At 63.4% G+C, this 12836-nt stretch carries 10 protein-coding genes; 3 read left to right on the top strand and 7 right to left on the bottom strand.

The window, feature by feature from the left end:
• The first annotated feature begins 6 nt into the window (after positions 1 to 6).
• Positions 7 to 939 carry a CysB family HTH-type transcriptional regulator gene (locus tag BZG29_RS23305; RefSeq protein WP_034785189.1) on the top strand — a complete coding sequence of 311 codons (933 nt, stop codon included), beginning with the start codon at positions 7 to 9 and terminating at the stop codon, positions 937 to 939.
• Here BZG29_RS23305 and BZG29_RS23300 read toward each other — a convergent pair.
• Both BZG29_RS23300 and BZG29_RS28600 read right to left on the bottom strand, forming a co-directional pair.
• Positions 936 to 1289, bottom strand: a complete 354-nt coding sequence (locus tag BZG29_RS23300; protein ID WP_077407964.1) for an MmcQ/YjbR family DNA-binding protein — start codon at positions 1287 to 1289, stop codon at positions 936 to 938. The genes BZG29_RS23305 and BZG29_RS23300 overlap by 4 nt on opposite strands.
• Positions 1286 to 1897: a DUF2185 domain-containing protein gene (locus tag BZG29_RS28600; protein ID WP_077407962.1), complete on the bottom strand. Its 612-nt coding sequence runs from the start codon at positions 1895 to 1897 to the stop codon at positions 1286 to 1288. Before BZG29_RS28600 ends, BZG29_RS23300 begins: the two co-directional genes overlap by 4 nt.
• Before the next feature lie 354 nt (positions 1898 to 2251).
• Between BZG29_RS28600 and BZG29_RS28595 the strand changes: the two genes are divergently transcribed.
• Positions 2252 to 2809: a PEP-CTERM sorting domain-containing protein gene (locus BZG29_RS28595; RefSeq protein WP_077407959.1), complete on the top strand. Its 558-nt coding sequence runs from the start codon at positions 2252 to 2254 to the stop codon at positions 2807 to 2809.
• Between the two features lie 92 nt (positions 2810 to 2901).
• Here BZG29_RS28595 and BZG29_RS23285 read toward each other — a convergent pair whose 3' ends face one another.
• The 3 genes from BZG29_RS23285 to BZG29_RS23275 form a co-directional block, all read right to left on the bottom strand.
• On the bottom strand, positions 2902 to 5319 hold the full coding sequence (locus BZG29_RS23285; protein WP_077407957.1) for a TonB-dependent receptor: 2418 nt from the start codon (positions 5317 to 5319) through the stop codon (positions 2902 to 2904).
• Between the two features lie 296 nt (positions 5320 to 5615).
• Positions 5616 to 6662 carry an aldo/keto reductase gene (locus BZG29_RS23280; protein WP_077409255.1) on the bottom strand — a complete coding sequence of 349 codons (1047 nt, stop codon included), beginning with the start codon at positions 6660 to 6662 and terminating at the stop codon, positions 5616 to 5618.
• The gene (locus BZG29_RS23275) at positions 6662 to 7711 is read right to left on the bottom strand and encodes a quinone-dependent dihydroorotate dehydrogenase (protein ID WP_077407955.1); all 1050 of its coding nucleotides are present in this window, start codon (positions 7709 to 7711) and stop codon (positions 6662 to 6664) included. Before BZG29_RS23275 ends, BZG29_RS23280 begins: the two co-directional genes overlap by 1 nt.
• Before the next feature lie 203 nt (positions 7712 to 7914).
• On the opposite strand from BZG29_RS23275, the gene BZG29_RS23270 reads away from it, so the two are divergent.
• Positions 7915 to 11226, top strand: coding sequence for a S41 family peptidase (locus BZG29_RS23270; protein WP_077407953.1), 3312 nt, complete (start codon positions 7915 to 7917; stop codon positions 11224 to 11226).
• 75 nt (positions 11227 to 11301) lie between these two features.
• On the opposite strand, the gene BZG29_RS23265 is transcribed toward BZG29_RS23270, so the two are convergent.
• Positions 11302 to 12024, bottom strand: a complete 723-nt coding sequence (locus BZG29_RS23265; protein WP_077407950.1) for an arginyltransferase — start codon at positions 12022 to 12024, stop codon at positions 11302 to 11304.
• A 60-nt stretch (positions 12025 to 12084) separates the two neighbouring features.
• Entirely contained in the window at positions 12085 to 12801 is a 717-nt protein-coding gene (gene aat, locus BZG29_RS23260) for a leucyl/phenylalanyl-tRNA--protein transferase (protein ID WP_077407948.1), read from the bottom strand.
• Positions 12802 to 12836 lie beyond the last annotated feature (35 nt).

Raw genomic sequence — 12836 nt, 5'->3', positions numbered from 1 at the left:
ATAGCCATGAACTTTCAACAATTGCGATCGATCCGCGAAGCGGCCCGCCGCGGCTATAACCTGACGGAAGTGGCGAACGCCCTGTTCACGTCGCAACCGGGCGTGAGCCGGCAAATCCGCGAACTCGAAGACGAGCTGGGCGTGGTGATTTTCGAGCGCAACGGCAAGCGTTTGACGGGCTTGACGGAGCCGGGCAAGGGCATTTTGAAGATCGTCGACCGCCTGCTGATCGAGGCGGAAAACCTGCAGCAGGCCAGCCTCGAATACAGCGGCCAGACCAGCGGAACCTTGTCCGTGGCGGCCACGCACACGCAGGCGCGCTATGCGTTGCCGAAAGTGGTGCAAAGCTTCCGCGCCGCTTTCCCCGAGGTGCGTATTGCGCTACAACAAAGCGCGCCGGAACACATCGCGGAATGGGTGCTGTCCGGCAAGACCGATATCGGCATCGCCACGGAAGGCTTGAGCCAGTTCCCCGACCTGGTGTCGTTCCCGTGCTACCGCTGGAGCCATTTGATCGTCGTGCCCGACGGCCATCCGCTGCTCGAGCACTCGCCCATCCGCCTGGAAGACCTGGCGAAATATCCGCTGATTACCTACGACAAGGGTTTCACGGGACGCGGCCATATCGACGATGCGTTCGCCAAGGCAGGCGTGGCGACCGATATCATCCTGACGGCCATGGATTCCGACGTCATCAAGCAATACGTGGCGCTGGGCCTGGGCGTGGGCATCGTCGCCTCGATGGCCTTCGACCATGGCCGCGACAAGGGGCTGCGGGCCGTGGAAGCGTCGCATCTGTTCGCCACCAACACGACGCGCCTGGCCGTGCGGCGCGGCGCCTACCTGCGCGCCTATGCCTACGAGTTCATCCTGCAGCTGGCGCCGGACTTGACGCGCGAGGACATCGACCGCGCCATGGCGGGCGAGGACGCTCTTTAATCCAGTGCGGCCCGTTGCGCGCGGGTCAGGCTGGCCACCGAGCGCGCGTAGCTATCCTGTACCAGTTCCGCCAGGTACTCGGCCGGGAAGCGCGCCACGTCGATGATGGTCACCCAGTGAAAGCGGCCCATGTAACGGGCCGGTTTCACGCCGGGCATGTCCGTCAGTTCGACAAACCGTTCCGCGCTGACGCGCATGCTGAAGCGCCATTGCTCGGGCATGCTGGTCTTGAAATACGCAAATTTCTTCCCGCTCACTTCATACACGAGGATGTTCGACGGCGCACCGCACAGCACGGCTTGCGCGCCGGGCAGGGCCGCGCAAAAGTCTTTCAGTTCATCAATTGTCATTCGTCAACCGCCATGAATTGTTGCGTGTTATGGTCGAAGGCAAACGCCGACCCGGCAGGTGCGTCGAGCAGCGCAATGAACCGGTCGTCCACGCCGAGCACGGCGCCCAGCGACACGAGGGCCACGTTGGCGCTGTCGTTGATGTAGTCGTCGCTTTCGTCGTTGGCCGTGAAGCGCCAGCCGCTGTCGTCGGCGTTATCCGGTTCCTCGCGGTACAGATAGCCGACGGGCGCGCCGTCTTCCAGCACTTTTTTCGTCACGAAGCACAGGCCCGCATAGCGGTTGACGAGGTTATCGTCATCGTCGTGCTGGGTATTGATGATGTGGCGCGCCTCGAAAGCGACGGGGTCCTGGGCGCGCAAATCGGCGATGTAGCCGGGCATGTTGTCGAGCTTGCCCGTAAAGTGGCCATTTGGCTCGACCGTGTCGACCAGCACCCACATGCGCTCGGCACCCGGCGCCTGCGGATCGTCGCTGTGGAAGGCGAAGATCAGCTTGACTACCTCGCCGGGGCGCACCTGGGCGATGGCCTCGGGCGGCGATTTGTAGAAGGTGTAGGGATGGCGCGCCGCCAGTTCGGCGGCGTCGGCCAGGTGCCAGCTGGGCATGGTGGTCCGTTATCAAGAAGAGTAGCACCCATGGTAGCCGATTGCGTGCCAGGATGACCACGCCTACCTTCCGGCTTGCCGTTGCCGCAGGGCTACACCGCTATCTGGCATGTGCTGATCTACAACAATCCTGTTGCCAGGAGCGGCGCCCGGACATGGCAGGGAGGGCGGCATGCCCCGCGATAGCCGGCACCGGCCATAAATTGATGAGGCCAATTGAAAATGCCAATGGTAAAAATTGTTTCTTTTATTGTATTTCGATTTCCTGAATGATATCTTTTGCTCTGCGATGCGGAAAATGACAGAAAAATAATTAAGATTGTTGTTATTGAAATATTTATATTAGGGGAATATATGAACACGACCAAACGTGCGTTGCTGGGGCTTTGCCTGACCGCTGCGGCTTGCCTGGCGCCATTGGCCCAGGCGGCGAGCTGGGTGGAAATCACCGATCCTGCCATGACGGGCTTCTCGGTGGGCGGCAAGACCGTCACCTATGGCAGCGTGGCAGCGGACTCGGTCTGGGTCTATGACGGCGCCAACCCGCCCGGCGCGCAAAGCGCGGCCGCCATCCAGAGTTTGGTCAGCAGCACGTTTGGCCTGCCGTCCAGCGGTGCCGGCTCCTTGGTCTTTGCCGCCCAGGGCGACTTGGCCAGCAGCAACTCTGGTTCGTTCACCGTCAACGCCAGCTTTGACTACCTGGCCGTGCATTATGGCCGTGGCGAACTGTTGTTCCACTGGGACACGCCGCTGGCCGCCAATACGGTTTTCACCATTGCCAACCTGCCGCGTGGCCTGAGCAATTTCCGCGCGTTCAATTCGGTTTCGGCAGTGCCTGAGCCAGCGACCTACGGCATGCTGATGCTGGGCCTTGGCCTGGTCGGATTTGTCGCGCGCCGCCGCCGCGCCTGAGCCTGCAGCGCCTGCGGGCGCAGGCGCTGACGCATGAAAAAAAAGCCTGGAAACGCGATGCGTTCCAGGCTTTTTGCATGGCAGAGCGCCATTTACCAGCTATAGCCGGCCTTGGCGTAGTAATAGCGGCCGTTGAAGCCGTTCGGCGCGAAGCCGCTGTACGGCTGGGTGCCGCCATTGTTGAGGTTGCCCACGCTGGTGATCTGGTCAGGATAGCGGTTGGTGACGTTGTCGATGCCTGCCACCAGGCGCCAGTTCTTGCCCAGTTTCACGGAACCGGACACGTCCAGCACCCATTGCGGATCGTAGTGCTGGTCTTGCAGGGCATTGTTTTGCGGCACGATGAAACTGCCGTAGCGCGTTACGACGCCGTGCGCATTCCAGAGGCCGAAGCTGTAGTCGGCGGCCAGGCTGAACTTGTCCTTCGGCGAGCCGACAGTGGCGCGCTGGATGGTCTGGCGGTCGATCAGTTTCAGGTTGTTGGCCGTCAGGATGGCCGGATTGTCCGCCAGTTTCTGTACCGAGGTCTTGTTGTGGTTGTAGGCCACGGTCAAGTCCAGGCGGTCCTTCTCCTGCAAGTCGATGCGGTAGGTGCTGACGATGTCCACGCCTTCCGTGCGCGTATCGACGGCGTTGGTGAAATAGCGTCCTGCGCCCACCGGCGTGCCCTGCGCGGCGAGGGTTTTTTTCAACGCATCGCTCAGGAGCAGGTTGGCAGAGAACAGGATGCGGTCATCGATGTCGATGCGGTAGGCGTCCACCGTCGTCGTGAAGTTGCGCGTGGGCTGGAATTGCAGGCCCAGGCTGTAGTTGCGGGCTTTCTCCGCCTTCAGGTCCTGTGCACCGAGGGCGCGTGCCTGCGGCGTGTTGACGGCAAAGGTGCCCGTTTCGATGGCCGTATTCGTGCCATTGATGACCTGGAAGTTGGTGGTGGTGATGGTGTAGTACTGCTGCGCCAGCGATGGAGCGCGGAAGCCGCTCGACACGGTGCCGCGCAGGGACAGGGCGTCCGTGAAGGCATAGCGGGCCGAACCCTTGGCCGAGGTGGTGCTGCCGAAATCGCTGTAGCGCTCATGGCGCAGGGCCACGCCGCCGGACAGTTTTTTCGTCGCTTCCGCTTCCAGGTTGACGTAGATCGATTCATTGTGGCGGCTGTGGCTACCCGCGTTTTCGGGACGGAAGCCGGCAAAACCCTGCGACCCGGTACCGGTATACGATGCTTGCTCGCCAGCGCCGATCGTGTATTTTTCATGGCGCGCTTCGGCGCCCACGGCCACCGTCAGCGGCCCCGTAAAGTAAGGGACGGGGAATTCGCGCGCCGCGTCGAGATTCAGGACGGTCTGCTCATTTTTCAGCGAGCCCACATAGAAGTGCGTGGGGCTGGCGGCAGCCAGGTCGAAATTGACGGTATTGTCGAGATCCAGCTTGAACTTGTTGCTGCCGTAATTCAGGCTGGCATCCCAGCGCCAGCCGGCCGCCTCGCCGCGCAAGCCTGTCACCAGCGACTGGTCGGTCAGGGTGCTGTTCTGGATCGGCAGGAAGCCTTCGGGGAAGATCGACGAGCGCGTGACGTATTGTCCATTTTTGTCCTTTACCAGGCCTGCGCGCCAGGTGGCGCCGGCCGAGGTGTCGCGCTGGCCGTAGCCGCCGAAGGCATACCAGTCGAGGTTGTCGCCGAGATGGTATTCGCTGTTGATGAAGACGGTAGCCGGCTTGCTCTCGGCATCGCCGTAGCGCAGGTTGACCTGGCCATAGCGCGGTTCCAGCGGGTTGCTGAAATCGCGGCCGGCGCGGTTGGTGGGGCCGCGATCGGCCACTTCCGCCGAGACGCGCACCCAGCCGTCCTCGCCCAGGGCGAAGCCGGCCGAACCCTTGATGGATTTTTGCTTGCCGTCGCGTTCCTGCGTCTGGCCATAGCCCACTTCGATGTCGCCGCCGGCCGCGCCTTTTTTCAGGATGATGTTGATCACGCCGGCAATCGCGTCCGAGCCGTACTGGGCCGCCGCGCCATCGCGCAGCACTTCCACGTGGTCGATGGCGGCCAAGGGGATGGCGTTCAGGTCGACAGGCGCCGAGCCGCGGCCCAGGGTGCCGTTGACGTTGACGACGGCCGACGTGTAGCGGCGCTTGCCGTTCACCAGCACCAGGGTCTGGTCGGGCGACAGGCCGCGCAGCTGGGCAGGGCGCACGGCATCGCTGCCATCGGCACCCGTCGGACGGGGGAAGTTCATCGATGGCAGCAGGCGCGCCAGCACGGTGGCCAGTTCGGCCGAGCCCGTGCTTTGCAGGTCGCGCGACGTGAGGATGTCGATCGGCGATTCGGAATCGATGGTGCGGCGGTTCTTGGCGAAGGTGCCGGTGACGACCACCGATTGCAACTCGCCTTCGGCCGGCAGCTCTTGCTGCGCTTGCGCCTGCATGGGCAGGCTGAAACAGGCGATCAGGCTGGCGGCGATAACGGTTTTCACGGGCAGGGCGGGAAGCTGGGAGCGGGCGTTGCTTGAACTCATCGACGATATCTCTTCGGTTGGTGGTTACGCGGACCATGGCGGTCCGACGATGAAATCAGATTAACAGTGGGCACGTGGCGTGCTTACGAATCGTTCTGTCTATCGATATGCAATAAATATCTGAAACACGTCAACATGGCGCGAGTAGCGCATATGGCCTCGTTTCCAGCATACGGCCGGGCAAGGCAAGGCCGCAATGCTGCACAGCAGTAAATTGGCAGCTGTTGTATAAATACGACTATCTGCGAGGAGAGGGGGGAACCTGGCGGCGGCATGCGCCGCCAGACGCAGGGCGTTTACTGCCCCGGATTGGGCACGCTGGCGTGGATGGCGTCGACGGCCGCCACCAGTTCCGGCGACAGGGTGATTTGATGGGCGTCGATATTTTGCTGCAACTGCTCCACGCTGGTGGCGCCGATGATGGTCGAGGCCACGAACCAGCGCGTGTAGCACCAGGCCAGCGCCAGTTGCGCCGGCGTCAAGCCGTGCGCGCGGGCCAGCACCGCATACTGGCCGGCGGCCGCGATGGTAGCGGGGCGCACGTAACGGGGGCTCCAGCCGGCCGGAAAGCGTGTCAGGCGGCCCTTGGCCTGCGGATCGTCGAGGTATTTCGCCGTCAGCTGGCCGAACGCCAGCGGGCTGTAGGCCAGCAAGCTGACATTTTCCCGGTGGCAGGTTTCGTCGAGCAAACTCGTCTCGAAATGGCGCGCCGTCAGGTTGTACAGGTTCTGGATGGAGGCGATGCGCGGCAAGCCCTTCAGTTCCGCCTGCTTGATGTATTCGCACACGCCCCACGACGATTCGTTCGACACGCCGATGTGGCCGATCTTGCCTTCCTCGACCAGCTTGCCCAGCACGGCCAGCGTGTCTTCGATGGCGACGCAGGCGTGCTCCTTGCGCGGGTTGTACACGCTGGCGCCGAAGATGGGCAGGTTGCGGCTGGGCCAGTGCAATTGATACAGGTCAATGTGCTCCGTCTGCAAGCGGCGCAGGCTGTCTTCGACGGCGGCGCGGATGTTGGCCGCGTCGTGGTCCGTCTTGCCCTTGCGTATCCAGTGCATGCGCGAATTCGGCCCTGCCACCTTGCTGGCCAGCACGATGTCGCCGCGCTTGCCGCTTTTCTTCAGCCAGCTGCCGATGTAGCGCTCCGTGCTGCCCTGCGTTTGCGCGCTGGCCATCACCGGGTACATCTCGGCCGTGTCGATGAAGTTGATGCCCCGTTCCAGCGCGTAATCGAGCTGGCTGTGCGCTTCGGCTTCCGAATTCTGCTCGCCGAAGGTCATCGTGCCCAGGCAGATCCGGCTCACTTCCAGGCCGCTGGAACCGAGTCTGACCTTGTCTATCATGCTGGCTGCTTGCCGTGCAGCGCGCGGGCGCAATCCTTGATCAAGGCCGGACCGGCGTAAATCAGGCCGCTGTACAGCTGCACCAGTTGTGCGCCTGCCTCGAACTTGGCTACGGCATCCAGGCCCTGCATGATGCCGCCCACGCCGATGATGGGCAGCGCGTCGCCCAGTTCCGCCTTCAGCAGGCGGATGACATTGTTCGACAGCTCGAACACAGGCGCGCCCGACAGGCCGCCCGCTTCCGCGCCGTGCGGCATGCCTTCGACGGCGCTGCGCGACAGGGTCGTGTTGGTGGCGATGACGCCGTCGATCTGGTGGCGCGTGAGCGACTCGGCGATGCTTTTCACCTGTTCGCCATCCATGTCCGGCGCGATCTTCAGGGCCAGCGGCACGTAGCGCTTGTGCTTGTCGGCCAGGCGCGCCTGCGCTTCCTTGAGCTGCGACAGCAGGGCGTCGAGTTCCGACGCGCCCTGCAGCTGGCGCAAATTCTTGGTGTTCGGCGACGAGATGTTCACCGTCACATAGCTGGCGTAGGGGTAGACTTTTTCCAGGCACAGCAGGTAGTCGTCGGCCGCCCGCTCGATCGGCGTGTCGGCGTTCTTGCCGATGTTCAGGCCCAGCACGCCGGCGCGCTCCTGGTAAAACTTCGACGCCTGCACGTTGGCGACAAACGCGTCCACGCCGCCATTGTTAAAGCCCATGCGGTTGATGATGCCCTGCGCCTGCGGCAGGCGGAACATGCGCGGTTTCGGATTGCCCGCCTGTGCGCGCGGCGTGACGGTACCCACTTCGATGGAGCCAAAACCCAGGTCGGCCAGCACGTCGATGTAGGCGCCATCCTTGTCCAGGCCGGCGGCCAGGCCGACCGGGTTCGGGAAGGTGATGCCCATCACCGTGCGCGGGTCCGCCGCCGGTTTGCCGGCCAGCTTCGTCAGGCCCAGCGCGCTGGCGCGTTTCAGGGCGGGCAGGGTGAAATGGTGGGCCGCTTCGGCATCCATCGAAAACAGCAGGGGGCGGGCGAGGGAGTACAGGAATTTTTCAGACATGGGGCGCTTTGAGTAGGTATGCGGGCTGCCGGGAAGGGCTGGCGGCGCGCGAAATAAGTGGCGTATTTTACCGTGTTCCGCGCGGCTGCCGGGTGTATAGTTCTTGTTGGTCTAATGCAATATTGAATCCTTGATAATTCGCATTCGGCCGTGGACCTTCCTGTTTTTTCTTTGTTCTGTTGACTTCATAAGCGAGACATCGATTGAAAAAGACACGCATCCTGACCGCCATCGCGGCCGCCAGCGCACTGCTGCTGAGCCACCCGGCCCTGGCCCTGCCCAATACGCAAGACACCCGCATGCTGAGCGAACCGGCCGTCTCCAGCCGCCACATCGCCTTCATCTATGCGGGCGACGTATGGCTATCGAACCTCGATGGCGGCGGCGCGCGGCGCCTGACGTCCGACCTGGGCGACAAATCGAACCCCGTGTTTTCGCCCGACGGCAGCCTGATCGCGTACAGCGCCAACATCGACGGCAATGTCGACGTGTATGTGATCGCGGCCGCCGGCGGCGTGCCGCGCCGTCTGACCTTCCACCCGGGTGTTGATCTGGCGCAATCGTTCACCCCCGATGGCCAGTCCGTGATGTTTACCTCGCCCCGCGCCGCCTTCAACAACCGTTTCCAGAAGCTGTTCACGGTGCCGGTGGCGGGCGGCGTGGAAACCCAGCTGGAAATCCCCAACGCCTCGCGTGCCACGTATTCGCCCGATGGCCAGCGCATCGCCTACAACCCGCTGGCGCCCGCTTTTAAACAGTGGAAGCGCTACCGGGGCGGCACCAATTCCTGGCTGTGGCTGTTTTCGTCCAGCGACAAATCGATTGAAAAGATCCCCCAGCCGACCACGCGCTCGAACGACGTCGACCCGATGTGGATCAAGGATACCGTGTACTTCCGCTCGGACCGCAACGGCGAATTCAACCTGTTTGCCTACGACGTCAAGACGAAAGCCGTGCGCCAGTTGACGCAGCACAAGGATTTCCCCGTGCTGAACGCGTCGGCCGCGAACGGCACCATCGTCTACGAGCAGGCCGGTTATCTGCACTCGTTTGACATCGCCAGCGGCCAGGCACAAAAACTGACCATCGGCGTGGCCAGCGACCTGGGGCAGACGCGCCCGCGCTGGGTCAAGAACGCGAAATACATCCGCGATGCGTCGATTTCGCCGTCGGGCGCGCGCATCGCCTTCGAATACCGGGGCGAGATCGTCACCATCCCCGCCGACAAGGGCGACGTGCGCAACCTGACGCAGACGGCCGGCGCCCACGAGCGCACGCCGATCTGGTCGCCAGATGGCCGCTCGGTCGCGTATTTTTCCGACGAATCGGGCGAATACGAGCTGCATGTGCGGGCGCAGGACGGCAAGGGCGCCGTGCGCAAGTTCAAGCTGAATGGCAGCGGCTTCTATGACAATGCCGTCTGGTCGCCCGACAGCAAAAAGATCGCGTTTGCCGACAATGGCTGGAGCATGTATGTGATCGACGTCGGCAACGGCAAGGTGCAAAAGATCGCCACGGAGCCGATGTATGGCGTCGACAAGAGCATGCGCGCCGCGTGGGCGCCCGATTCGCGCTGGCTGGCCTACACGCTCAATTCGCCCACCTACACGCGCAGCGCCTACATCTATTCCGTCGAGCAGAACAAGTCGATGCCCGTGACCGACGGCCTGTCCGACGTGGCCCAGCCCGTGTTCGACAAGAGCGGCAAATACCTGTACTTCTTCGCCTCGACGAATGCCGGTCCCAGCAACAACTGGTTCTCGCAGCAGAACGAAGACAACCTGGTGACGCGCACCGTGTGGATGGCCGTGCTGCGGCGCGACTTGCCGTCGCCCCTGATCAAGGAAAGCGACGAGGAAAAGGCCGCCAGCGCGGAGAGTAAAAAAGACATGGCGAAGGCGGAGCCGGAAGCGAAAAACGAACCGAAGATCGATCCGAAGACGGGCCGCGACGACCCGAAAGTGACGGTGGCCCCCGTGGCGCCGATCAGCATCGATTTCGACGGCATCGCCACGCGCATCGTCGACTTGCCGCTGCCGGCCGCGCAGTTTTCCAGCCTGACGGCCGGCGCGGCCGGGCAGATCTTTTTGCTGCGCGAAAGCGACGGCAAGAAGGCCGTGCAGCGCTTCGACCTGAAGGAGCGCAAGGCGGAAACCGTGGTGGCGGAAGCGGACGACTTCGAAGTGTCGGCCGACGGCAAGAAGCTGCTGTACCGCCAGAAGGACAACTGGGCCATGGGGTCCGCCACGGGCAAGCTGCTGGCGCCGGGCGAGGGCAAGATCAAGGTCGACGCCATCGAAGTGAAGGCCGATCCGCGCGCCGAATGGACGCAGATTTTCAACGAGGTGTGGCGCATCAACCGCGATTACTTTTATGACCCGGGCATGCATAGCGTGGACTGGAAGGCCATGCGCGACAAGTACGCCGTGTTCCTGCCCGAGCTGTCCAGCCGCGCGGACCTGAACCGCCTGATTCAATGGATGTGCAGCGAGCTGGCCGTGGGCCACCACCGGGGCGGCGGCGGCGACGATTTTATCGAGGCGAAGAAGGTGCCGGGGGGCTTGCTGGGCGCCGATTATGAAGTGCGCGACGGCCATTACCGCTTCAAGAAGGTGTATGGCGGCTTGAACTGGAATCCGGCCCTGCGCGCGCCGCTGACGGAGCCGGGCCTGAACGTCAAGGCGGGCGAATACCTGCTGGCCGTCGACAGCCGCCCTTTGCTGCCGCCGACCAACCTGTATAGCGCCTTCGAGAACACGGCCGGCAAGGCCATCGACCTGACCGTGGGGCCATCGGCCGACGGCAAGGGCGCGCGCACGATTACCGTGGTGCCCGTCCCGACCGAGGATGCCTTGCGCAACCGCGACTGGATCGAAGGCAATATGCGCAAGGTCAATGCGGCCACCAATGGCAAGGTGGCGTACGTGTACGTGCCGAATACGGCGGGGCTGGGCCATACCTACTTCAAGCGCTACTTCTTCCCGCAGGCGGACAGGCAGGCCATCATCGTCGACGAGCGTTTCAACGGCGGCGGCAGCGTGGCCGATTACTACATCGAGATCCTGCAGAAGAAGGAAATCGCCTGGTGGACCATGCGCTACGGCGCCGACATGAAGACGCCGTCCGCATCGATCCAGGGGCCGCGCGCCATGCTGATCGACGAGACGGCCGGTTCGGGCGGCGACCTGCTGCCGTGGATGTTCCGCAAGAACAACATGGGCCCGCTGATCGGCAAGGCGACGTGGGGCGGCCTGGTGGGCGTACTGGGCTTCCCCGTGCTGATGGATGGCGGCTTCATCACGGCGCCGAACCTGGCGTTCTGGACGCGCGAAAACGGCTGGGGCGTGGAAAATGAAGGCGTGCCGCCCGATATCGACGTCGAGCAAACGCCGGCCGACGTCATCGCCGGGCGCGATCCGCAGCTGGAAAAGGCGATCGAGGTGATCCAGGCCGAACTGGCGAAGAATCCGCCCGTGCAGCCCAAGCGTCCTGCGTTTCCGGACAAGAGCAAATAAAAACGGAAAGCCCATTGAAAAGACTGGGGTCGGACCCTCAGGGGCCGACCCCGGCCCTTCGCCGTCGGGTTTGATTTACATCACCACCCACTGCCCCTTGATGCGTGCTTCCAGCGGCTTGAAGTTGATCTTATACGCCATCTTCGGGCTTTGCTTTATCCAGTAGCCCAGGTAGATGTAGGGCAGGCCCAGTTCGCGCGCCTGGGCGATTTGCCACAGCACGTTGTAGGTGCCGTACGAGGCGCCCGGCACGTCAGGGTCGAAAAAGGTGTAGACGGACGACAGGCCGTCGGCCAGCACGTCGATGATGCTGACCATGCGCAGGATGCCCTCGGCATCGCGAAACTCCACCAGGCGCGTATTGACCCGGCTTTGCAGCAGGAATTGCGCATACTGGTCGCGGCTGTCCTGGTCCATGCCGCCGCCCGCGTGGCGCGTGCTCTGGTAGCGCAGGTACAGCTCGTAGTGCTCGTCGAGGAAGGACAGGGTGGCCACGCCCGCCTGCAGGTCGGCGTGGCGGCTCCAGGCGCGGCGCTGGTTGCGGTTCGGGGTGAACTCGCCCGTCACGACGCGCACGGGAATGCAGGCCTGGCAGCCGTCGCAATACGGACGGTAAGTAAAAATGCCGCTGCGGCGAAAGCCGTTGCGCACCAGTTCCGAATACACGTCGCTGTTGATCAGGTGCGAGGGAGTGGCCACCTGCGAGCGGGCCTGGCGGTCGTCCAGGTAGCTGCACGGGTAGGGCGCCGTCGTGTAGAACTGCAGGGTGGCAAACGGTAGTTCGTTCAGGTGCGTCATGCTGATCCTGTCTGGTCTGTCCGCGGCAATGGAAGTCTGCGTGGAGATATCATAGCTTTTTTATGCCGGCGGTGCAGCCTGCCAATCCGTGATTTGCGCTGCTTCAATGGCGCTGCGCACATGGGCCAGGAAGCGCGCGCGCGAAATGGGCGCCGCGCCCAGCGACGCCAGGTGCCTTGTTTCTTGCTGGCAGTCAATCATGGTCACGCCGCGCGCCTGCAAGAAGCGCACGAGCTGCGCCAGCGCGATCTTCGAGCCATCCGTCACGCGCGCGAACATCGATTCGCCGTAGAACATGCGCCCGATCGACACGCCATACGCGCCGCCCACCAGTTCCCCGTCCAGCCACAGTTCCGACGAGTGCGCGTAGCCCAGCTTGTGCAAGCCCGTGTAGCCGGCGATGATTTCGTCGGAAATCCACGTGCCCGGGCCATCCTTGCGCGGCGCCGCGCAGGCGCGCATGACGGCGTCGAAATCGCTGTCGAAACGCAGCTGCCAGCGCCCGTCCGTGGCGGCGCTGCGCTCGACCTTGCGGATCGCCTTGGCCAGGCTGTCGGAGACCTTGAAATCGTCCGTCATCAGCACCATGCGCGGATCGGTGCTCCACCACAAAATAGGCTGGCCTTCGGAAAACCAGGGGAAGATGCCGCGCCGGTAGGCGTCGAGCAGGCGCGCGGGCGACAGGTCGGCGCCGGCCGCCAGCAGGCCGGGCGCCTCGTCGGTCAGGGCGCGCGAGACGTCGGGGAACGGGGTGTGGATGTCGAGCCAGGGAATCATGCGGCGTCAAAGGTGGCAGTTGGTGGAGGCTTATT

Source organism: Janthinobacterium sp. LM6 (genome assembly GCF_002002885.1).
Lineage (GTDB): Bacteria > Pseudomonadota > Gammaproteobacteria > Burkholderiales > Burkholderiaceae_D > Janthinobacterium > Janthinobacterium kumbetense.
Note: the sequence above shows the minus strand (reverse complement) of the source record. Positions and strands in the feature narration are given on the sequence as shown.

Bases quoted from the DNA above. Each gene is read 5' to 3' on its own strand.
- BZG29_RS23285 (WP_077407957.1), bottom strand. From the start codon at position 5,319: ATGAGTTCAAGCAACGCCCGCTCCCAGCTTCCCGCCCTGCCCGTGAAA.
- BZG29_RS23300 (WP_077407964.1), bottom strand. From the start codon at position 1,289: ATGACAATTGATGAACTGAAAGACTTTTGCGCGGCCCTGCCCGGCGCG.
- BZG29_RS23305 (WP_034785189.1), top strand. From the start codon at position 7: ATGAACTTTCAACAATTGCGATCGATCCGCGAAGCGGCCCGCCGCGGC.
- BZG29_RS23275 (WP_077407955.1), bottom strand. From the start codon at position 7,711: ATGTCTGAAAAATTCCTGTACTCCCTCGCCCGCCCCCTGCTGTTTTCG.
- BZG29_RS28595 (WP_077407959.1), top strand. From the start codon at position 2,252: ATGAACACGACCAAACGTGCGTTGCTGGGGCTTTGCCTGACCGCTGCG.
- aat (WP_077407948.1), bottom strand. From the start codon at position 12,801: ATGATTCCCTGGCTCGACATCCACACCCCGTTCCCCGACGTCTCGCGC.
- BZG29_RS28600 (WP_077407962.1), bottom strand. From the start codon at position 1,897: ATGCCCAGCTGGCACCTGGCCGACGCCGCCGAACTGGCGGCGCGCCAT.
- BZG29_RS23265 (WP_077407950.1), bottom strand. From the start codon at position 12,024: ATGACGCACCTGAACGAACTACCGTTTGCCACCCTGCAGTTCTACACG.